At 52.7% G+C, this 21,316-nt stretch carries 21 protein-coding genes; 19 read left to right on the top strand and 2 right to left on the bottom strand.

Annotated elements, in window-relative coordinates; all coding sequences use genetic code 11:
• Positions 1–113: 113 nt before the first annotated feature.
• A complete protein-coding gene (gene puuA, locus ACK8NJ_RS12895) occupies positions 114–1,532 on the bottom strand; it encodes a glutamate-putrescine ligase (RefSeq protein ID WP_328116150.1) in 1,419 nt (472 codons plus the stop codon).
• A 211-nt stretch (positions 1,533–1,743) separates the two neighbouring features.
• On the opposite strand from puuA, the gene puuD reads away from it, so the two are divergent.
• The 5 genes from puuD (at position 1,744) to puuE (ending at position 7,314) form a co-directional block, all read left to right on the top strand.
• A complete protein-coding gene (gene puuD, locus ACK8NJ_RS12890) occupies positions 1,744–2,508 on the top strand; it encodes a gamma-glutamyl-gamma-aminobutyrate hydrolase (protein ID WP_001308626.1) in 765 nt (254 codons plus the stop codon).
• Between the two features lie 26 nt (positions 2,509–2,534).
• A complete protein-coding gene (gene puuR, locus ACK8NJ_RS12885; protein WP_001278727.1) occupies positions 2,535–3,092 on the top strand; it encodes an HTH-type transcriptional regulator PuuR in 558 nt (185 codons plus the stop codon).
• 149 nt (positions 3,093–3,241) lie between these two features.
• Positions 3,242–4,729, top strand: coding sequence for an aldehyde dehydrogenase PuuC (gene puuC, locus ACK8NJ_RS12880; protein WP_085008017.1), 1,488 nt, complete (start codon positions 3,242–3,244; stop codon positions 4,727–4,729).
• A 1-nt stretch (position 4,730) separates the two neighbouring features.
• A complete protein-coding gene (puuB, locus tag ACK8NJ_RS12875) occupies positions 4,731–6,011 on the top strand; it encodes a gamma-glutamylputrescine oxidase (protein WP_000134848.1) in 1,281 nt (426 codons plus the stop codon).
• A 37-nt stretch (positions 6,012–6,048) separates the two neighbouring features.
• Entirely contained in the window at positions 6,049–7,314 is a 1,266-nt protein-coding gene (puuE, locus tag ACK8NJ_RS12870; RefSeq protein ID WP_328116146.1) for a 4-aminobutyrate transaminase, read from the top strand.
• A 119-nt stretch (positions 7,315–7,433) separates the two neighbouring features.
• Here the strand turns inward: puuE and pspF are convergent, their stop codons facing one another.
• Positions 7,434–8,411, bottom strand: coding sequence for a phage shock protein operon transcriptional activator (gene pspF, locus ACK8NJ_RS12865; protein WP_001345599.1), 978 nt, complete (start codon positions 8,409–8,411; stop codon positions 7,434–7,436).
• Positions 8,412–8,577: 166 nt separating this feature from the next.
• Here pspF and pspA point away from each other — a divergent pair, with 166 nt between their 5' ends.
• From pspA to pgmB, 14 genes are all read left to right on the top strand, one after another.
• On the top strand, positions 8,578–9,246 hold the full coding sequence (pspA, locus tag ACK8NJ_RS12860) for a phage shock protein PspA (protein ID WP_000511025.1): 669 nt from the start codon (positions 8,578–8,580) through the stop codon (positions 9,244–9,246).
• Between the two features lie 53 nt (positions 9,247–9,299).
• Complete coding sequence (gene pspB / locus ACK8NJ_RS12855) at positions 9,300–9,524, top strand: envelope stress response membrane protein PspB (RefSeq protein ID WP_001274963.1); 225 nt, start codon at positions 9,300–9,302, stop codon at positions 9,522–9,524.
• Positions 9,524–9,883, top strand: a complete 360-nt coding sequence (gene pspC, locus ACK8NJ_RS12850; protein WP_000907396.1) for an envelope stress response membrane protein PspC — start codon at positions 9,524–9,526, stop codon at positions 9,881–9,883. Before pspB ends, pspC begins: the two co-directional genes overlap by 1 nt.
• 8 nt (positions 9,884–9,891) lie before the next feature.
• Positions 9,892–10,113 carry a phage shock protein PspD gene (pspD, locus tag ACK8NJ_RS12845; protein ID WP_001295585.1) on the top strand — a complete coding sequence of 74 codons (222 nt, stop codon included), beginning with the start codon at positions 9,892–9,894 and terminating at the stop codon, positions 10,111–10,113.
• Between the two features lie 74 nt (positions 10,114–10,187).
• Positions 10,188–10,502, top strand: coding sequence for a thiosulfate sulfurtransferase PspE (gene pspE / locus ACK8NJ_RS12840; RefSeq protein WP_000473128.1), 315 nt, complete (start codon positions 10,188–10,190; stop codon positions 10,500–10,502).
• Between the two features lie 213 nt (positions 10,503–10,715).
• On the top strand, positions 10,716–12,395 hold the full coding sequence (ycjM, locus tag ACK8NJ_RS12835; RefSeq protein WP_001559031.1) for a glucosylglycerate phosphorylase: 1,680 nt from the start codon (positions 10,716–10,718) through the stop codon (positions 12,393–12,395).
• 14 nt (positions 12,396–12,409) lie between these two features.
• The gene (locus ACK8NJ_RS12830) at positions 12,410–13,702 is read left to right on the top strand and encodes an ABC transporter substrate-binding protein (RefSeq protein ID WP_033869986.1); all 1,293 of its coding nucleotides are present in this window, start codon (positions 12,410–12,412) and stop codon (positions 13,700–13,702) included.
• 20 nt (positions 13,703–13,722) lie between these two features.
• Positions 13,723–14,604 (top strand): carbohydrate ABC transporter permease, encoded by an 882-nt coding sequence (locus ACK8NJ_RS12825; protein WP_001080798.1) that lies wholly within the window; start codon positions 13,723–13,725, stop codon positions 14,602–14,604.
• Positions 14,591–15,433: a carbohydrate ABC transporter permease gene (locus ACK8NJ_RS12820; protein ID WP_411961682.1), complete on the top strand. Its 843-nt coding sequence runs from the start codon at positions 14,591–14,593 to the stop codon at positions 15,431–15,433. The genes ACK8NJ_RS12825 and ACK8NJ_RS12820 overlap by 14 nt, the downstream gene beginning before the upstream one ends.
• A gap of 30 nt (positions 15,434–15,463) precedes the next feature.
• Positions 15,464–16,516, top strand: coding sequence for a zinc-dependent alcohol dehydrogenase (locus tag ACK8NJ_RS12815; RefSeq protein ID WP_000737347.1), 1,053 nt, complete (start codon positions 15,464–15,466; stop codon positions 16,514–16,516).
• Positions 16,517–16,534: 18 nt separating this feature from the next.
• On the top strand, positions 16,535–17,323 hold the full coding sequence (locus tag ACK8NJ_RS12810; protein WP_411961681.1) for a sugar phosphate isomerase/epimerase family protein: 789 nt from the start codon (positions 16,535–16,537) through the stop codon (positions 17,321–17,323).
• A gap of 9 nt (positions 17,324–17,332) precedes the next feature.
• Entirely contained in the window at positions 17,333–18,388 is a 1,056-nt protein-coding gene (locus ACK8NJ_RS12805; RefSeq protein WP_411961680.1) for a Gfo/Idh/MocA family protein, read from the top strand.
• On the top strand, positions 18,385–20,652 hold the full coding sequence (gene ycjT / locus ACK8NJ_RS12800) for a kojibiose phosphorylase (RefSeq protein ID WP_411961679.1): 2,268 nt from the start codon (positions 18,385–18,387) through the stop codon (positions 20,650–20,652). Before ACK8NJ_RS12805 ends, ycjT begins: the two co-directional genes overlap by 4 nt.
• Positions 20,649–21,308, top strand: coding sequence for a beta-phosphoglucomutase (gene pgmB, locus ACK8NJ_RS12795; RefSeq protein WP_000775778.1), 660 nt, complete (start codon positions 20,649–20,651; stop codon positions 21,306–21,308). The genes ycjT and pgmB overlap by 4 nt, the downstream gene beginning before the upstream one ends.
• The last annotated feature ends 8 nt before the right edge of the window (positions 21,309–21,316 follow it).

Raw genomic sequence — 21,316 nt, 5'->3', positions numbered from 1 at the left:
GGAAACCCGTTGCCGCCTGCGCTCCATAACGCGACATCCGGGAAATGTCTGGATTACCAGCAAATGTCAGGCCTGGCTCCGCTCAGGCCGATGAAACAACCCCGCAAGGGGTATTACGCGTTTTTCAACATCCAATCAATTTCTGTTTCTGTGATGAGGCGCTCAAACTGCAACAGCTCATCATTTTTACAGGCGTGATAGACATGGCAGAAGCGTTCGCCTAAATAGCGGCGCAGGTGATCATTCTCGATAAACTCACCCAGGGCATCGCTCTGGCGAATCGGGAAGGGTAAGCCTTCCTGTTCCAGCCCGTTGCCTTCGACTTCTTCCTGTAATGGCAGTTCGTTATCAAGGCCATGCAAAATACCGGCAAAAATCGCCGCCATCACCAGATACGGGTTGGCATCGGCACCCGCCACGCGATATTCCACGCGGTGATTATGGCGATCGCCGCAGGGAATACGCAGGGCGACGGTGCGGTTGTTATGGCCCCACGACGCCTGCGTCGGCACATACATTCCCGGCTGGAAGCGGCGATACGAGTTCACGTTTGGTGCCAGCAACGCCATTGATGACGGCATCAGGTCAATCATCCCGGCGAGCATCTTTTTCAGCAGCGGCGAATCTTCGCCTTCCGCGTCAGAAAGCACGTTCTCGCCACGATTATTTTGCATACTGATATGGATATGCATCCCGCTGCCCGCGTGCTCTTCATACGGCTTCGCCATAAAAGTGGCGTGCATCTTATGCTTTTCTGCCATCAGACGCACCAGGCGTTTTAGTGCCAGCGCATCATCGCAAGCTTCCAGCACGTTATCGGTATGGTAAAGATTGATTTCAAACTGACCTGGCGAGGCCTCGGCGACCGCGCCATCTGCCGGAATCAGCTGTAACTGCGCCAGCTCATCAATATCATTAAGCACTTCGGCGAAGTGGTTGAGGTTATCAACGGAGTAAACCTGGCTTTGTGTATTGCGGTCATCGGTGCCGGGCGCGCAGGGCGGTTGCAGATATCCTTCAGCGTCGCGCTGGCGATCCAGTAAATAGAACTCCAGCTCTACCGCTACGACCGGGAACAATCCGCGCTGGCGCAGCTGCTGCCACAGGCGGTTAAGAACGTTCCGCGGCTCAACGTCAAAGGGAGCGCCATCTTCATCGACCATGGTCAGGAGCATCTGACCGATAAACTCTGGATCGGCGGCAGAAGGGGTTAAGGAACCGAGAACAGGAACACAGGTACGATCCGGCTCGCCCATTTCCTGACCCAGGCCCGCTTCTTCTACTACGTTGCCCAGAATATCCATTGCAAACACCGAGGCCGGGAAATAACACCCTTTCTCGAGCTTCTTCAGGCTTGAAACAGGAATACGTTTTCCACGGAAGCAACCATTCAAATCGGTAAGTAAAACATCAACATATTGCGTATTCGGGTAGCGCTCCAGGTAGCGTTTCACTTCCTGCGTAAAGGCGCTACCCCGCCTCTCTTCTGACTGCTGAACAAAGTTCTCTACTTCAACGATATTGGTTTCCATGATTCTTCGCCTTTGGTTTGTTTTCCGCTCGTTATCAAAGCGTAAAATATAATGACCACCATTCGAATCTGTATGCAAACTAAATGTTTGTCAAATGTTAAATTGAGTTTGCAAAAATGAAAACCCACTGCTAGATTGAAAAAATATTGAACATAAAGGTCATTTAAAGCGCAGTAATGGCGATAATTTAGTCCACTTTGTGAGATTGAGCATGGAAAATATAATGAACAATCCGGTTATCGGTGTCGTAATGTGCAGGAACAGGCTTAAGGGTCATGCGACCCAGACTCTGCAAGAAAAGTACCTGAATGCCATCATCCACGCAGGCGGCTTGCCAATTGCGCTACCACATGCGCTGGCGGAACCGTCGTTACTTGAACAACTTTTGCCGAAACTCGATGGTATTTATCTTCCTGGTAGTCCCAGCAATGTGCAGCCGCACCTATATGGTGAAAACGGCGATGAGCCTGACGCCGATCCCGGGCGTGATCTTCTGAGCATGGCGTTAATTAATGCCGCACTCGAAAGGCGCATCCCCATTTTCGCCATCTGCCGGGGTTTACAGGAGCTGGTGGTGGCAACCGGTGGTTCGTTGCATCGCAAGCTGTGCGAACAGCCTGAATTGCTGGAACATCGGGAAGATCCCGAACTGCCGGTGGAGCAGCAATATGCGCCGTCGCATGAAGTTCTGGTTGAAGAGGGGGGATTACTGTCTGCGTTGTTACCTGAATGTAGCAACTTTTGGGTAAACTCTCTGCATGGACAAGGGGCGAAGGTCGTTAGCCCACGGTTGCGTGTTGAAGCTCGCTCACCGGATGGCTTAGTTGAGGCGGTTAGCGTCATCAATCATCCTTTTGCGCTGGGCGTACAGTGGCACCCGGAATGGAACAGTAGCGAGTACGCGCTTTCGCGTATATTGTTCGAGGGCTTTATCACCGCTTGTCAGCACCATATCGCTGAAAAACAGCGACTCTGACCACTACAGTTTAAGGAAATGCAAATATGAGTGATGAGGGACTGGCGCCAGGAAAACGCTTGTCGGAAATCCGCCAGCAGCAGGGGCTTTCACAACGTCGTGCCGCCGAACTCTCCGGGCTGACTCACAGTGCTATCAGTACGATAGAACAAGATAAAGTCAGCCCTGCCATCAGTACGCTGCAAAAGCTGCTGAAGGTGTATGGTCTGTCACTCTCGGAATTCTTTTCCGAGCCGGAAAAACCTGATGAGCCGCAGGTCGTCATTAATCAGGACGACTTAATTGAGATGGGCAGTCAGGGTGTGTCAATGAAGCTGGTTCATAACGGTAACCCGAATCGCACGCTGGCGATGATCTTTGAAACGTACCAGCCGGGCACAACCACTGGGGAAAGAATTAAGCATCAGGGTGAGGAAATAGGCACTGTACTGGAAGGTGAAATTGTTCTGACGATTAATGGTCAGGATTATCATCTCGTCGCGGGGCAAAGTTATGCCATTAATACCGGCATCCCGCACAGCTTCAGTAATACGTCGGCAGGTATTTGCCGAATTATCAGCGCCCATACGCCCACCACGTTTTAATCTTTTTGTTCTGTAAGCCGGGTAAGCGCAATGCGCCCGGCAATCTATAAAGAATGTCGCCAGAAATAAACGGGCATACGGCCCGGGGCTCTCTGCGCCCTGACGTTCACAAACTGCATATATCTGATAGACGTGAAACAGGAGTCATAATGAATTTTCATCATCTGGCTTACTGGCAGGATAAAGCGTTAAGTCTCGCCATTGAAACCCGCTTATTTATTAACGGTGAATATACTGCTGCGGCGGAAAATGAAACTTTTGAAACCGTTGATCCGGTCACCCAGGCACCGCTGGCGAAAATTGCCCGCGGCAAGAGCGTCGATATCGACCGTGCGGTGAGCGCAGCACGCGGCGTATTTGAACGCGGCGACTGGTCACTCTCTTCTCCGGCAAAACGTAAAGCGGTACTGAATAAACTCGCTGATTTAATGGAAGCCAACGCCGAAGAGCTGGCACTGCTGGAAACGCTCGACACCGGCAAACCGATTCGTCACAGCCTGCGTGATGATATTCCCGGCGCGGCGCGCGCCATTCGCTGGTACGCCGAGGCTATCGACAAAGTGTATGGCGAAGTGGCGACCACCAGTAGCCATGAGCTGGCGATGATCGTGCGTGAACCGGTCGGCGTGATTGCCGCCATCGTGCCGTGGAACTTCCCGCTGCTGCTGACTTGCTGGAAACTCGGCCCGGCGCTGGCGGCGGGAAACAGCGTGATTCTAAAACCGTCTGAAAAATCACCGCTCAGTGCGATTCGTCTCGCCGGGCTGGCGAAAGAAGCAGGTCTGCCGGATGGCGTGTTGAACGTGGTGACGGGTTTTGGTCATGAAGCCGGGCAGGCGCTTTCGCGCCATAACGATATCGACGCCATTGCCTTTACCGGTTCGACCCGTACCGGGAAACAGCTGCTGAAAGATGCGGGCGATAGCAACATGAAACGCGTCTGGCTGGAAGCGGGGGGCAAAAGCGCCAACATCGTTTTCGCCGACTGCCCGGATTTGCAACAGGCGGCAAGCGCCACCGCCGCAGGCATTTTCTACAACCAGGGCCAGGTGTGCATCGCCGGAACGCGTTTGTTGCTGGAAGAGAGCATCGCCGATGAATTCTTAGCCCTGTTAAAACAGCAGGCGCAAAACTGGCAGCCGGGCCATCCGCTTGATCCCGCAACCACCATGGGCACCTTAATCGACTGCGCCCACGCCGACTCGGTCCATAGCTTTATTCGTGAAGGCGAAAGCAAAGGGCAACTGCTGCTGGATGGCCGTAACGCCGAGCTGGCTGCCGCCATCGGCCCGACGATCTTTGTAGACGTAGACCCGAATGCGTCCTTAAGCCGCGAAGAGATTTTCGGCCCGGTGTTGGTGGTCACGCGTTTCACATCAGAAGATCAGGCGCTTCAGCTTGCTAACGACAGCCAGTACGGCCTCGGCGCGGCGGTATGGACGCGCGACCTCTCCCGCGCGCACCGCATGAGCCGTCGCCTGAAAGCCGGTTCCGTCTTTGTCAATAACTACAACGACGGCGATATGACCGTGCCGTTTGGCGGCTATAAGCAGAGCGGCAACGGTCGCGACAAATCCCTGCACGCCCTTGAAAAATTCACTGAACTGAAAACTATCTGGATAAGCCTGGAGGCCTGAAATGACCGAACATACCAGCAGTTATTACGCCGCCAGTGCGAATAAATACGCGCCATTCGACACACTGAATGAGTCGATTTCCTGCGATGTTTGCGTGGTTGGCGGCGGCTATACCGGGCTTTCCTCCGCGCTGCATCTGGCGGAAGCGGGCTTTGACGTGGTGGTTCTTGAAGCCTCACGCATCGGCTTCGGCGCAAGCGGACGCAACGGCGGGCAGCTTGTGAACTCCTACAGCCGCGACATCGACGTGATCGAAAAAAGCTACGGCATGGACACCGCCCGTATGCTCGGCAGCATGATGTTCGAGGGTGGCGAGATCATCCGCGAACGTATCAAACGTTATCAGATTGACTGCGACTATCGCCCCGGCGGTCTGTTTGTGGCGATGAATGATAAACAACTCGCCACACTCGAAGAGCAGAAAGAGAACTGGGAACGCTACGGCAATAAACAGCTGGAGCTGCTGGACGCCAACGCTATTCGCCGCGAGGTCGCCAGCGATCGCTACACTGGTGCGCTGCTGGATCACAGCGGTGGGCATATTCACCCGCTAAACCTCGCCATTGGTGAAGCCGATGCCATCCGCCTGAACGGAGGGCGCGTGTATGAGCTTTCCGCCGTGACGCAGATCCAGCACACCACGCCAGCCGTGGTGCGGACTGCCAATGGTCAGGTGACGGCGAAGTATGTGATTGTCGCCGGGAATGCGTATCTGGGCGATAAAGTAGAGCCGGAACTAGCGAAACGCAGCATGCCGTGCGGCACGCAGGTGATCACCACCGAGCGGCTGTCGGAAGATTTAGCCCGTTCGCTGATCCCGAAAAACTACTGCGTTGAAGACTGTAACTATCTGCTTGATTACTACCGTCTTACCGCCGATAACCGCCTGCTGTACGGCGGCGGCGTGGTCTACGGCGCGCGCGACCCGGATGACGTTGAGCGCCTTGTGGTGCCGAAACTGCTGAAAACCTTCCCGCAGCTGAAGGGCGTGAAAATTGATTACCGCTGGACGGGCAACTTCCTGCTGACCTTGTCGCGCATGCCGCAGTTCGGTCGCCTTGATACCAACATCTATTACATGCAGGGTTACAGCGGCCACGGCGTCACCTGTACCCATCTTGCCGGGCGTTTGATTGCCGAACTGCTGCGCGGCGACGCCGAACGTTTCGATGCCTTCGCCAATCTGCCGCATTACCCGTTCCCCGGCGGGCGCACGCTGCGCGTGCCATTTACCGCGATGGGCGCGGCTTATTACAGCCTGCGCGATCGTCTGGGCGTTTAATTTCCGATTAACAGTGAAGAGTCAAAAGGTGTGAAACATGAGCAACAATGAATTCCATCAGCGTCGTCTTTCTGCTACCCCACGCGGGGTTGGCGTGATGTGTAACTTCTTCGCCCAGTCGGCAGAAAACGCCACGCTGAAGGACGTAGAGGGCAACGAATATATCGATTTCGCCGCAGGCATTGCGGTGCTGAATACCGGGCATCGCCACCCTGATCTGGTCGCGGCGGTGGAGCAGCAATTGCAACAGTTTACCCACACGGCGTATCAGATTGTGCCGTACGAAAGCTACGTCACCCTGGCGGAGAAAATTAACGCCCTTGCCCCGGTGAGCGGGCAGGCTAAAACTGCGTTCTTCACCACCGGTGCGGAAGCGGTTGAGAACGCGGTGAAAATCGCCCGCGCCCATACCGGACGCCCTGGCGTGATTGCGTTTAGCGGCGGCTTCCACGGTCGTACATATATGACCATGGCGCTGACCGGAAAGGTCGCGCCGTACAAAATCGGCTTCGGCCCGTTCCCCGGTTCGGTGTATCACGTACCTTATCCGTCAGATTTACATGGCGTTTCAACGCAGGACTCCCTCGACGCCATCGAACTCTTGTTTAAATCGGACATTGAAGCGAAGCAGGTGGCGGCGATTATTTTCGAACCGGTGCAGGGCGAAGGCGGTTTCAACGTTGCACCAAAAGAGCTGGTTGCTGCCATTCGCCGTCTGTGCGACGAGCACGGCATTGTGATGATTGCCGATGAAGTGCAAAGCGGCTTTGCGCGTACCGGAAAACTTTTTGCCATGGATCACTACGCCGATAAGCCGGACTTAATGACGATGGCGAAAAGCCTCGCGGGCGGGATGCCGCTTTCGGGCGTGGTCGGTAACGCGAATATTATGGACGCGCCCGCGCCGGGCGGGTTGGGTGGCACCTACGCCGGGAACCCGCTGGCGGTGGCTGCCGCGCACGCTGTGCTCAACATTATCGACAAAGAATCACTCTGTGAACGCGCGAATCAACTGGGCCAGCGCCTGACAAACACGTTGATTGATGCCAAAGAAAGCGTTCCGGCCATCGCGGCGGTACGCGGTCTGGGGTCTATGATTGCGGCAGAGTTTAACGATCCGCAAACGGGCGAGCCGTCAGCGGCGATTGCACAGAAAATCCAGCAACGCGCGCTGGCGCAGGGGCTGCTTCTGCTGACCTGTGGCGCATACGGCAACGTGATTCGTTTCCTGTATCCGCTGACCATCCCGGATGCGCAATTCGATGAGGCAATGAAAATTTTGCAGGATGCGCTGAGCGATTAATAGCCCAACGCAATAATGTCTGATGCGCTGCGCTTATCAGGCCTGCAAACAACGTATTGATTATGTATGCCGGATAAGGCGTTCACGCCGCATCCGGCAAGTTGTATTGCCCAACTTCGCTAAATCTGGTGCTTTTTCAACAACGCGCGGAACTGATGATAGGTTAACCCCAGTAATTCAGCCGCGCGCTTCTGGTTATATTTCCCTTGTTGCAAACTGAGTTGCAGCAACTCTTTTTCCTGCTGCATCTGAAACTCACGTAAATCCAGCGGCAGTGTTGGAAGCGAGGTGGTTTCTGAAACGGCGATAGCGTCTTCAGGCGGACGCCGTTTAAAGGGATCAATAATGATGTCATCAAGCGGATAATCGCTGGTACCGTGGCGATACACTGAACGTTCCACCACGTTTTTCAATTCACGAATATTTCCCGGCCAACGATAATTCAGCAATGTTTCTCTGGCGCGCTCCGTAAACCCCGGGAACAGAGGCAGCTTGATTTCCCGACACATCTGAATGGCAAAGTGTTCTGCCATCAGCATAATGTCGCTTTCGCGCTCGCGCAGGGGCGGCAGTTGCACTACATCGAAAGCCAGCCGGTCGAGCAGGTCAGCGCGAAAAGTACCTTCATTGACCATCACCGGGAGATCGGCATTCGTCGCGCATACCAACCGCACATTCACCTGCAATGGCTGGCTGCCGCCAACGCGCTCCAGTTCACCGTACTCAATCACGCGCAATAATTTCTCCTGCACCATCATCGGTGCCGTAGCGAGTTCATCAAGAAATAGCGTACCGCCGTCGGCACGTTCAAATCTCCCTGGATGACGTTTTTGCGCACCGGTAAACGCGCCCGCTTCGTGACCAAACAGTTCGGAATCCAGCAGATTTTCATTTAACGCCGCGCAGTTAAGGGAAATAAACGGCCCTTGCCAACGGGAGGAGAGATAATGCAGACGGCTGGCAATCAGCTCTTTACCTGTGCCGCGCTCGCCGATGATGAGCACCGGTTTGTCCAGCGGTGCGAGATGCGAAACCTGTTCCAGCACTTCGAGAAAGCTGTTCGCCTCACCGAGTAAATTATCTTTGTATTCTGCCATGATGAAATTCGCCACTTGTTAGTGTAATTCGCTAACTCATCCTGGCATGTTGCTGTTGATTCTTCAATCAGATCTTTATAAATCAAAAAGATAAAAAATTGGCACGCAAATTGTATTAATAGTTCAGCAGGACAATCCTGAACGCAGAAATCAAGAGGACAACATTATGGGTATTTTTTCTCGCTTTGCCGACATCGTGAATGCCAACATCAACGCTCTGTTAGAGAAAGCGGAAGATCCACAGAAACTGGTGCGTCTGATGATCCAGGAGATGGAAGATACATTGGTTGAAGTGCGTTCTACTTCGGCGCGTGCGCTGGCAGAAAAGAAACAGCTGACTCGCCGTATTGAACAAGCGTCGGCGCGTGAAGTTGAATGGCAGGAAAAAGCCGAACTGGCGCTGCTGAAAGAGAGAGAGGATCTGGCGCGTGCGGCGTTAATTGAAAAACAGAAACTGACCGATCTGATTAAGAGCCTGGAACATGAAGTGACGCTGGTGGACGATACGCTGGCACGCATGAAGAAAGAGATCGGCGAGCTGGAAAACAAATTGAGCGAAACACGCGCTCGCCAGCAGGCATTGATGTTACGCCATCAGGCGGCAAACTCGTCGCGCGATGTGCGTCGTCAGCTGGACAGTGGCAAACTGGATGAAGCAATGGCTCGTTTCGAATCTTTCGAACGTCGAATTGACCAGATGGAAGCGGAAGCAGAAAGCCACAGCTTCGGTAAACAAAAATCGCTGGACGATCAGTTTGCCGAACTGAAAGCCGATGATGCAATCAGCGAACAATTGGCACAATTAAAAGCCAAAATGAAGCAAGACAATCAATAATAACATCCAGGCGGCGTCCGAACGCGCCGCCGCTCATCGTCTAAGGAGTCCTTATGAGCGCGCTATTTCTGGCTATTCCGTTAACCATTTTTGTGCTGTTTGTTTTACCGATCTGGTTATGGCTGCATTACAGCAATCGTTCTGGTCGCAGTGAATTGTCGCAAAGTGAGCAGCAGCGATTAGCGCAACTGGCTGATGAAGCAAAACGGATGCGCGAACGTATTCAGGCGCTGGAATCCATTCTTGATGCAGAACATCCGAACTGGAGGGATCGCTAATGGCGGGCATTAATCTCAATAAAAAATTATGGCGTATTCCACAGCGGGGCATGGTACGCGGCGTCTGCGCCGGGATTGCCAACTATTTTGATGTACCAGTAAAACTGGTGCGTATCCTGGTGGTGCTGTCGATTTTCTTCGGTCTGGCGCTGTTTACCCTGGTTGCTTACATCATTTTGTCATTTGCGCTTGATCCAATGCCGGACAACATGGCCTTTGGTGAGCAGCTACCTTCCAGCAGCGAATTGCTGGATGAAGTCGACCGTGAACTGGCGGCAAGTGAAACGCGTTTACGCGAGATGGAACGTTATGTCACTTCCGATACTTTCACGTTACGTAGCCGTTTCCGTCAACTGTGAGGAAAGTTATGAATACTCGCTGGCAACAGGCCGGGCAAAAGGTGAAGCCTGGTTTCAAATTAGCAGGCAAGCTGGTACTTCTTACCGCACTGCGCTATGGCCCGGCGGGTGTAGCTGGCTGGGCGATAAAATCAGTTGCTCGCCGACCACTGAAAATGTTGCTGGCCGTGGCGCTGGAACCGCTGTTAAGTCGGGCTGCCAATAAACTGGCGCAGCGTTATAAAAGGTGAGGGGAGTTTCGCAAAAATTGTTAAAGCTAAGGCATATTATGGATGGCAATTTTCATCCATAGAAGGACGCTTACATGTTTAAAAAAGGCTTACTTGCTCTGACACTGGTGTTTTCACTGCCCGTTTTCGCCGCTGAACACTGGATCGATGTTCGTGTTCCTGAGCAGTATCAGCAAGAGCACGTTCAGGGGGCCATCAATATTCCCCTGAAGGAAGTAAAAGAGCGCATTGCCACCGCCGTTCCGGATAAAAACGACACCGTGAAAGTGTATTGCAATGCCGGACGCCAGTCAGGGCAGGCAAAAGAGATCCTTAGCGAGATGGGATATACCCACGTTGAGAACGCCGGTGGCCTGAAAGACATCGCAATGCCGAAGGTCAAAGGTTAAAAGAATCCACCCTAAGCGGCGCTTATGCGCCGTTTACTTTTTCTGTCACACCTTATTTACATCCCCATAGATTATTTGCGTCAGCTCACAAATACGCTTTTTCCCTGGTAAAAAATGATTTCCTGCGTGACTAAAACCCTTGTGCTCAATTGACAGTTTATTTTCTGCGGAGTAGTCTCTCGTTTCATGGGACCGCTACCACGGAAAGGCAACATGAAACAGAAAATTACGGATTACCTGGACGAAATCTACGGTGGAACATTTACCGCAACTCATTTACAGAAACTTGTAACGCGTCTTGAGAGTGCGAAACGATTAATTACACAGCGACGTAAAAAACACTGGGATGAAAGTGATGTCGTGTTAATTACCTATGCTGATCAATTTCACAGTAATGATTTAAAACCACTACCCACATTTAATCAGTTTTACCATCAATGGCTGCAAAGCATTTTTTCACATGTTCATTTGTTGCCGTTTTATCCATGGTCATCTGATGATGGCTTTTCGGTAATTGATTATCATCAGGTCGCCAGTGAAGCGGGGGAGTGGCAGGATATTCAGCAACTCGGTGAATGCAGTCATTTAATGTTTGATTTTGTCTGCAACCATATGTCGGCAAAAAGTGAATGGTTTAAAAACTATTTACAACAGCAGCCAGGTTTTGAAGATTTTTTTATTGCTGTTGATCCGCAAACCGATCTCAGCGCCGTCACCCGTCCGCGTGCGTTACCGCTATTAACACCGTTTCAAATGGATGATAATTCCACGCGCCATTTATGGACCACCTTTAGCGACGATCAAATTGACCTCAATTACCGTAGCCCTGAAGTGTTGCTGGCGATGGTGGATGTATTGCTGTGTTATCTGGAAAAGGGCGCGGAATACGTCCGTCTGGATGCCGTTGGCTTTATGTGGAAAGAGCCGGGAACAAGCTGCATCCATCTGGAAAAAACACATCTGATTATCAAGCTGTTACGGTCGATTATTGATGACGTAGCACCAGGTACAGTGATCATTACCGAGACCAATGTTCCGCATAAAGACAACATTGCTTACTTTGGCGAAGGCGATGACGAAGCACATATGGTGTACCAGTTCTCGCTGCCGCCACTGGTGCTGCATGCGGTGCAAAAACAGAACGTTGAGGCGCTTTGTGCGTGGGCGCAAAACCTGACACTACCTTCCAGCAACACCACCTGGTTTAACTTCCTCGCCTCTCACGATGGCATCGGGCTGAACCCACTGCGTGGCTTGTTACCCGAAAGCGAAATATTAGCGCTGGTCGAGGCATTACAGCAGGAAGGGGCATTAGTAAACTGGAAAAATAATCCCGACGGTACGCGTAGCCCGTATGAAATAAATGTGACCTATATGGATGCGTTAAGCCGCCGCGAGAGTAGCGATGTAGAACGTTGCGCCAGGTTTATCCTTGCCCATGCGATTTTGTTAAGTTTCCCCGGTGTGCCAGCGATATATATTCAAAGTATTCTTGGCTCGCGTAATGATTACGCAGGTGTCGAAAAACTGGGATATAACCGTGCGATTAACCGTAAAAAATATCACAATGAAGAGATAACCCGAGAACTGAACGATGAAGATACATTAAGGCATGCGGTATATCATCAGTTGTCGCGTTTAATTACACTTCGTTGCAGTCATAACGAGTTTCATCCGGATAATGATTTTACCATCGATACGGTTAATTCATCCGTAATGCGTATTCAAAGAAACAACGCGGATGGTAATTGTCTGACAGGATTGTTTAATGTCAGTGAAAATATTCAGCATATAAATATTACTGATCTGCACGGTCGGGATCTGATTAGTGAAGTTGATATATTGGGTAATGAAATAACGCTGCGCCCCTGGCAGGTTATGTGGATTAAATAAAAAAGGAACATCTCATGATTAAATCAAAAATCGTGCTGTTATCAGCACTGGTTTCCTGCGCCCTGATTTCAGGCTGTAAAGAAGAAAATAAAACCCATGTATCCATCGAATTTATGCATTCTTCGGTGGAGCAGGAGCGTCAGGCCGTTATCAGTAAATTGATTGCCCGTTTTGAAAAAGAAAACCCGGGCATCACCGTTAAACAAGTGCCAGTGGAAGAAGATGCCTATAACACCAAAGTCATAACCCTGTCACGTAGCGGCTCGCTGCCGGAAGTGATCGAAACCAGCCATGACTACGCCAAAGTTATGGACAAAGAGCAGCTTATCGATCGTAAAGCGGTTGCCACGGTCATCAGCAACGTGGGTGAAGGCGCGTTCTACGATGGCGTTCTGCGGATTGTGCGCACCGAAGATGGCAGCGCATGGACCGGTGTTCCGGTCAGCGCCTGGATTGGCGGCATCTGGTATCGCAAAGATGTGCTGGCAAAAGCCGGGCTGGAGGAGCCGAAAAACTGGCAGCAACTGCTGGATGTCGCGCAGAAACTGAATGATCCAGCGAATAAAAAATACGGTATTGCGCTGCCTACGGCAGAAAGTGTGCTGACGGAACAATCATTTTCCCAGTTTGCCTTATCCAACCAGGCCAACGTCTTTAACGCAGAAGGCAAAATCACCCTTGATACCCCAGAGATGATGCAGGCGCTGACCTATTACCGCGACCTTGCCGCCAACACCATGCCGGGTTCTAACGACATCATGGAAGTGAAAGATGCCTTTATGAACGGCACCGCGCCGATGGCGATTTACTCCACCTATATCCTTCCGGCTGTGATTAAAGAAGGCGATCCGAAAAACGTCGGTTTCGTGGTGCCAACGGAGAAAAACTCTGCGGTCTACGGCATGTTGACCTCGCTGACCATTACCGCCGGGCAAAAGACTGAAGAGACCGAAGCGGCTGAAAAATTTGTCACCTTTATGGAGCAGGCAGACAACATTGCCGACTGGGTGATGATGTCGCCAGGCGCGGCGCTGCCGGTGAACAAAGCGGTTGTCACTACCGCCACCTGGAAAGACAACGACGTTATTAAGGCGCTGGGTGAGCTGCCAAATCAGTTAATCAGCGAACTGCCAAATATTCAGGTCTTTGGCGCAGTAGGGGATAAAAATTTTACCCGCATGGGCGATGTGACGGGTTCTGGCGTGGTGAGCTCCATGGTGCATAACGTCACCGTGGGTAAAGCCGACCTCTCTACCACGCTGCAAACGAGCCAGAAAAAGCTGGATGAGTTGGTTGAACAGCACTAAACCCAGGACAGGAATCCGCAATGAACAGGCTTTTTTCAGGTCGTTCCGATATGCCCTTTGCGCTGTTGCTTCTCGCGCCCAGCTTATTACTGCTGGGCGGTCTGGTGGCGTGGCCGATGGTGTCGAATATCGAAATCAGTTTTTTACGTCTGCCGCTCAATCCCAACATCGAGTCAACGTTTGTTGGGGTAAGCAACTACGTGCGTATTCTCTCCGATCCCGGCTTCTGGCACTCGCTGTGGATGACGGTCTGGTATACCACGCTGGTGGTGGCGGGCAGCACCGTGCTCGGGCTGGCCGTGGCGATGTTTTTCAACCGCGAGTTCCGCCTGCGCAAAACCGCGCGTTCGCTGGTGATCCTCTCCTACGTAACGCCGTCTATTTCGCTGGTGTTCGCCTGGAAATACATGTTCAACAACGGTTACGGCATTGTGAACTACCTCGGCGTCGATCTTCTGCATCTCTATGAGCAGGCACCGCTGTGGTTCGATAATCCGGGCAGTAGCTTTGTGCTGGTGGTGCTGTTCGCCATCTGGCGCTACTTCCCCTATGCCTTTATTTCGTTTCTGGCGATTTTGCAGACCATTGATAAATCGTTGTACGAAGCGGCAGAGATGGATGGCGCTAATGCCTGGCAACGGTTTCGTATCGTCACGCTGCCCGCGATTATGCCGGTCCTGGCGACGGTGGTGACGCTGCGCACCATCTGGATGTTCTACATGTTCGCGGATGTTTATCTGCTGACGACCAAGGTCGATATTCTCGGTGTCTATCTCTACAAAACCGCCTTTGCCTTTAATGACTTAGGGAAAGCGGCGGCGATCTCGGTGGTGCTCTTCATCATTATTTTCGCTGTCATTCTGCTGACCAGGAAACGGGTGAACCTCAATGGCAACAAATAAACGCACACTCAGTCGTATCGGTTTTTACTGCGGGCTGGCGCTGTTTCTCATCATCACGCTGTTTCCGTTTTTTGTGATGCTGATGACCTCGTTTAAGAGCGCGAAAGAGGCGATATCGCTGCATCCTACGCTGCTGCCGCAACAGTGGACGCTGGAGCATTACGTCGACATTTTTAACCCGATGATTTTCCCGTTTGTCGACTACTTCCGTAACAGCATGGTGGTGTCTGTGGTTTCATCCGTGGTGGCGGTATTTCTCGGCATTCTCGGAGCTTACTCGCTTTCCCGCCTGCGCTTTAAAGGCCGGATGACCATCAACGCCAGCTTTTACACGGTGTATATGTTCTCTGGCATTTTGCTGGTGGTGCCGCTGTTCAAAATCATCACCGCGCTTGGCATTTACGACACCGAGATGGCGCTGATCATTACCATGGTGACGCAAACCCTGCCCACCGCCGTGTTTATGCTGAAAAGCTACTTCGACACCATCCCTGATGAGATCGAAGAAGCGGCGATGATGGATGGCCTCAACCGTCTGCAAATCATCTTCCGTATCACCGTGCCCCTGGCGATGTCGGGGCTGATATCCGTGTTCGTCTACTGCTTTATGGTGGCATGGAACGACTATCTGTTTGCGTCGATTTTCCTCTCCAGCGCCAGCAATTTCACCTTACCGGTGGGCCTGAACGCGCTGTTCAGTACGCCTGATTACATCTGGGGACGGATGATGGCGGCCTCACTGGTGACCGCATTGCCGGTGGTGATTATGTATGCGCTTTCGGAACGTTTTATTAAGAGTGGTTTGACCGCCGGTGGCGTGAAGGGCTAAAGCGGCCAGTTTCTTTACAAGGAGTTTTACATGAAAAAGTTAGTAGCCACAGCACCGCGTGTTGCTGCGCTGGTTGAGTATGAAGATCGGGCGATTTTAGCCAATGAAGTTAAGATCCGCGTGCGTTTCGGCGCACCGAAACACGGAACGGAAGTGGTCGACTTCCGCGCCGCCAGCCCGTTTATCGATGAAGACTTTAACGGCGAATGGCAGATGTTCACCCCGCGTCCGGCAGATGCGCCACGCGGCATTGAGTTTGGCAAATTCCAGCTTGGCAACATGGTGGTTGGCGACATTATCGAGTGCGGCAGCGACGTTACCGACTACGCGGTGGGCGACAGCGTATGCGGCTACGGCCCGCTCTCCGAGACGGTCATCATTAACGCAGTGAATAACTACAAGCTGCGCAAAATGCCGCAAGGCAGCTCCTGGAAAAACGCCGTCTGTTACGACCCGGCGCAGTTTGCCATGAGCGGCGTGCGCGATGCCAACGTACGCGTAGGGGATTTTGTAGTGGTGGTGGGGCTTGGCGCGATAGGTCAAATTGCCATCCAACTGGCGAAACGCGCTGGCGCGTCGGTGGTGATTGGCGTCGATCCTATTGCCCATCGTTGTGATATTGCTCGTCGCCACGGTGCGGATTTCTGCCTTAACCCCATTGGCACTGACGTAGGCAAAGAGATCAAAACGCTAACCGGCAAGCAGGGTGCCGATGTGATTATCGAAACCAGCGGCTATGCCGACGCGCTGCAATCGGCGCTACGAGGTCTGGCTTATGGCGGCACCATCTCGTATGTCGCGTTTGCCAAACCGTTTGCCGAAGGTTTTAACCTCGGACGCGAAGCGCATTTCAATAACGCCAAAATTGTTTTCTCCCGTGCGTGCAGCGAGCCGAACCCGGATTATCCGCGCTGGAGCCGCAAACGTATCGAAGAAACCTGTTGGGAACTGCTGATGAACGGTTATCTCAATTGTGAAGATTTAATCGACCCGGTGGTGACCTTTGCCAATAGCCCGGAAAGTTACATGCAGTATGTCGACCAGCATCCGGAACAGAGCATCAAAATGGGCGTTACGTTTTAATTCAAAGGAATGAAAAAAATGAAAATCGGCACACAGAATCAGGCGTTCTTTCCGGAAAACATTCTGGAGAAATTTCGTTATATCAAAGAGATGGGTTTCGATGGTTTTGAGATCGACGGCAAACTGCTGGTCAACAATCTCGAAGAAGTCAAAGCGGCGATCAAAGAAACCGGTTTACCGGTGACCACCGCCTGCGGTGGCTATGACGGCTGGATTGGCGACTTTATCGAAGAGCGTCGTCTTAATGGCTTAAAAGAGATCGAACGCATTCTTGAAGCGCTGGCAGAAGTGGGCGGTAAAGGTATCGTCGTTCCGGCTGCATGGGGCATGTTTACCTTCCGCTTACCGCCGATGACCTCGCCGCGCAGCCTGGACGGCGACCGCAAAATGGTGAGTGATTCCCTGCGCGTACTGGAACAGGTAGCCGCGCGTACCGGAACCGTGGTGTATCTCGAACCGTTAAATCGCTATCAGGATCATATGATCAATACTCTCGCCGATGCTCGTCGTTACATCGTCGAAAACGATCTTAAACATGTACAGATTATCGGCGATTTCTATCACATGAACATCGAAGAAGATAACCTGGCGCAGGCGCTGCATGACAACCGCGACCTGCTCGGTCATGTGCATATTGCGGATAACCATCGCTACCAGCCGGGCAGCGGCACCCTGGATTTCCACGCGCTGTTTGAACAGCTACGCGTGGATAACTATCAGGGCTATGTGGTGTACGAAGGGCGTATCCGGGCAGAAGATCCTGCCCAGGCGTACCGTGATTCTTTGGCCTGGTTGCGTACCTGCTAAGAGGTCTTTGTGAAAAGTGCAATGACAAGCTCTCCGCTGCGGGTCGCGATCATAGGCGCGGGCCAGGTGGCGGATAAAGTTCATGCTTCGTACTACTGCACCCGCAACGATCTGGAACTGGTGGCTGTCTGTGATAGCCGCCTTTCCCAGGCGCAGGCGCTGGCAGATAAATACGGTAATGCATCCGTGTGGGACGATCCGCAGGCCATGCTGCTGGCGGTGAAACCTGATGTGGTTAGCGTCTGCTCACCTAACCGTTTTCATTACGAACATACCCTGATGGCGCTGGAAGCGGGCTGCCATGTGATGTGCGAAAAACCGCCCGCCATGACGCCAGAACAGGCGCGGGAAATGTGCGATACCGCGCGCAAACAGGGCAAGGTGCTGGCCTACGACTTTCACCATCGTTTTGCGCTCGATACGCAACAGCTGCGTGAACAGGTGACCAACGGCGTTTTGGGAGAGATTTACGTTACCACCGCCCGCGCCCTGCGTCGTTGCGGTGTTCCCGGCTGGGGTGTCTTTACCAATAAAGAATTGCAGGGCGGTGGCCCGCTTATCGACATCGGCATTCATATGCTGGATGCGGCGATGTATGTGCTGGGTTTTCCAGCGGTGAAAAGCGTGACTGCGCATAGCTTTCAAAAGATCGGCACACAAAAGAGCTGCGGTCAATTTGGCAAGTGGGACCCGGCAACCTACAGCGTCGAAGATTCGCTGTTTGGCACCATTGAATTTCATAACGGCGGCATTCTGTGGCTTGAGACCTCATTTGCACTCAACATCCGCGAACAGTCGATTATGAACGTCAGCTTTTGTGGCGATAAAGCGGGGGCGACGCTGTTTCCGGCGCATATCTATACCGATAACAGCGGTGAGTTAATGACGCTGATGCAACGGGAAATGGCAGACGACAACCGTCATCTGCGCAGTATGGAAGCCTTTATCAATCACGTACAGGACAAGCCCATGATGATAGCCGACGCCGAGCAGGGATACATCATCCAGCAACTGGTGGCGGCGTTGTATCAATCCGCAGAAACAGGGACGCGTGTGGAATTATGACCAGGCCAGTAACGTTATCAGAACCCCATTTCAGCCAGCATACCCTGAACAAATATGCTTCACTGATGGCGCAGGGGAACGGCTATCTTGGGCTTCGCGCCAGCCATGAAGAAGATTACACGCGCCAGACGCGCGGCATGTATCTGGCAGGGCTTTATCATCGGGCGGGTAAGGGTGAAATCAACGAACTGGTGAACCTGCCTGATGTCGTGGGGATGGAGATTGCCATAAATGGTGAGGTTTTCTCGTTATCCCGCGAAACATGGCAGCGTGAGCTTGACTTTGCCAGTGGCGAATTACGCCGCAACGTTGTCTGGTGTACCAGTAACGGCGCGCGTTACACCATCGTCAGCCGTCGCTTTGTTTCGGCAGACCAACTGCCGCTCATTGCGCTGGAAATCACTATTACGCCACTGGACGCCGACGCGTTAGTGCTGATTTCAACAGGCATTGACGCCACGCAAACCAACCACGGTCGCCAACATCTCGACGAAACCCAGGTGCGGGTATTTGGTCAGCATCTGATGCAGGGGATCTACACCACCCAGGATGGGCGCAGTGATGTGGCCATCAGCTGTTGCTGTAAGGTGAGCGGTGATGTGCAGCAATGCTATACCGCCAAAGAGCGCCGCTTGCTGCAACATACCAGTGCGCAACTTCACGCAGGCGAAACGCTGACGCTGCAAAAACTGGTGTGGATCGACTGGCGGGATGACAGGCACGTCGCTTTAGACGAGTGGGGCAGTGCGTCGCTTCGTCAGCTTGAAATGTGTGTACAGCAGAGTTACGACCAACTTCTTGCAGCATCCACAGAAAACTGGCGTCAATGGTGGCAGAAACGTCGTATCACGGTAAACGGTGGCGATGCGCACGATCAGCAAGCGTTAGATTATGCGCTTTATCACCTACGCATCATGACGCCTGCTCACGACGAGCGCAGCAGTATTGCGGCAAAAGGTTTGACCGGGGAAGGCTACAAAGGCCACGTTTTCTGGGATACGGAAGTATTTTTACTGCCGTTCCATCTGTTTAGCGAACCGACGATTGCCAGAAGTTTACTGCGTTATCGCTGGCACAACTTGCCAGGCGCGCAGGAGAAAGCGCGACGCAACGGCTGGCAGGGCGCGCTATTTCCGTGGGAAAGCGCGCGCAGCGGCGAAGAAGAGACGCCGGAATTTGCCGCCATTAACATTCGCACCGGGCTGCGGCAAAAAGTGGCCTCGGCGCAGGCGGAACATCATCTGGTCGCCGATATCGCCTGGGCGGTTGTTCAATACTGGCAGACCACGGGGGATGAAAGTTTCATTGCTCATGAAGGTATGGCGCTACTTCTGGAAAGCGCAAAGTTCTGGATTAGCCGCGCTGTGGGGGTGAACGATCGTCTGGAAATTCACAATGTTATTGGGCCAGACGAATATACCGAACATGTCAATAATAACGCCTTCACCAGCTATATGGCGTATTACAACGTCCAGCAGGCGCTGAATATCGCTCGTCAGTTTGGTTGTAGCGACGACGCATTTATTCATCGTGCCGAAATATTCCTCAAAGAACTGCGGCTGCCAGAAATTCAGCCCGACGGCGTTTTGCCGCAGGATGATTCGTTTATGGCGAAACCAGCGATTAATCTGGCGAAATACAAAGCGGCGGCGGGGAAGCAAACCATTCTGCTGGATTATTCACGCGCAGAAGTGAACGAGATGCAGATCCTCAAACAAGCTGATGTGGTGATGCTCAATTACATGCTGCCGGAGCAGTACTCAGCGGCATCGTGTCTTGCCAATCTGCAATTTTATGAACCGCGCACCATTCACGACTCTTCACTGAGTAAAGCGATCCACGGCATTGTTGCCGCACGCTGTGGCCTGTTGGCGCAAAGTTATCAGTTCTGGCGGGAGGGGACTGAAATCGATCTCGGTGCTGACCCGCATAGCTGCGACGACGGTATCCATGCTGCCGCAACTGGCGCTATCTGGCTGGGGGCGATTCAGGGTTTTGCCGGGGTGAGCGTGCGTGACGGTGAATTAAATTTGAATCCGGCGTTACCTGTGCAGTGGCAACAGTTGTCTTTCCCTCTGTTCTGGCAGGGCTGCGAATTACAGGTCACTCTCGACGCGCAGCGTATTGCGATTCGAACTTCTGCGCCCGTTTCACTGCGTTTGAACGGGCAGCTTATATCTGTGGCTGAAGAATCTGTTTTCTGTTTGGGTGATTTTATTTTGCCCTTCAATGGGACCGCTACCACGCATCTGGAGGATGAATGAAACTGCAAGGGGTAATTTTCGATCTGGATGGTGTAATCACCGATACCGCGCATCTGCATTTCCAGGCGTGGCAGCAGATTGCCGCTGAAATTGGCATCAGCATTGATGCGCAGTTTAACGAATCCCTAAAAGGGATCAGCCGCGATGAGTCTCTGCGGCGCATTCTGCAACACGGGGGCAAAGAGGGCGACTTTAACCCGCAGGAGAGGGCGCAACTGGCGTATCGCAAAAATCTGCTCTACGTCCACTCACTGCGCGAACTGACGGTTAATGCTGTGCTGCCCGGCATTCGCAATTTGCTGGCAGATCTCCGTGCACAGCAGATTCCGGTTGGGTTGGCTTCTGTCTCCCTGAATGCGCCGACGATTTTAGCAGCGCTGGAGCTGCGCGAGTTTTTCACCTTCTGCGCGGATGCCTCACAGCTTAAAAACTCGAAACCGGACCCGGAAATCTTTCTCGCCGCCTGTGCCGGACTGGGCGTGCCGCCGCAGGCATGTATCGGCATTGAAGATGCGCAGGCGGGCATTGACGCCATTAACGCCAGCGGTATGCGCTCGGTGGGGATCGGCGCAGGCTTAACCGGGGCGCAATTATTGTTGCCCTCAACGGAATCACTCACCTGGCCGCGGTTATCGGCCTTCTGGCAAAACGTATAGCAAAGGAA

The organism is Escherichia sp. F1 (assembly GCF_046764225.1).
In the GTDB taxonomy this organism is placed as follows: domain Bacteria; phylum Pseudomonadota; class Gammaproteobacteria; order Enterobacterales; family Enterobacteriaceae; genus Escherichia; species Escherichia coli.
The sequence above is the reverse complement of the archived record's forward strand: the minus strand, read 5'-3'. Positions and strand labels throughout refer to the sequence as shown.